At 55.4% G+C, this 711-nt stretch carries 1 protein-coding gene; it reads left to right on the top strand.

What is annotated here, in order from left to right; all coding sequences use genetic code 11:
• Window positions 1–14 precede the first annotated feature (14 nt).
• On the top strand, window positions 15–711 hold a 697-nt coding region (locus F3J37_RS27870; protein ID WP_166936862.1), incomplete at its 3' end, for an IS4 family transposase.

Below are 711 nucleotides of genomic sequence, written 5' to 3'. Positions count from 1 at the left end.
TTACGGATTTTTTTATGCTTCTCAGTCAGGCTCTCGATATCGTTCATAAGTTTACGCCTCAGGAATTCTCGGGGCTTTCCGATCTCCTTTCTCCTGAACTCATTGACGAGTGTCTCGCTGATACCGGCACAGTGACGTTACGAAAGCGCCGGTTATCGATGGAAATGATGGTCTGGGCTGTGACCGGCATGGCACTTTTTCGCTCCCATTCGATGACCCAGCTCGTCTCACACCTGGATATCCTTCTGCCGGGGAAAAGGCCTTTTGTTGCGCCCAGCGCGGTTGTGCAGGCCCGGCAGCGATTTGGAGAAGATGTTATCCGGTTAATGTTTGAGAAAACGCAGCGCCTCTGGTTTGAAAAGACACCGCTGTCGCACTGGAACGGACTGACGCTGATGGCGGTGGATGGCACCGTATGGCGCACCCCTGACACACCAGAGAATGATGCCGCCTTCGGGCGAACGGCCAATATTAATAAGAGCTCTGAGTGGCCGCAGGTGCGCATGGTCTGTCAGATGGAAGTCACCAGTCACCTGCTGTCAGCAGCAGCGTTCGACAGCGTCTCAGCTGCCGGCGAAGCCGAACTTGCCGCTCAGCTTATCCCACAGACCCCCGACCACTCTCTGACCCTCTTTGATAAAGGTTTTTATGCGCTGGGTCTGCTGCACGCCTGGCAGTCAGCGGGAACGGAAAGACACTGGATGCTGCCGC

It is taken from the genome of Candidatus Pantoea communis (assembly GCF_011752685.1).
GTDB lineage: Bacteria > Pseudomonadota > Gammaproteobacteria > Enterobacterales > Enterobacteriaceae > Pantoea > Pantoea communis.
Note: the sequence above shows the minus strand (reverse complement) of the source record. Positions and strands in the feature narration are given on the sequence as shown.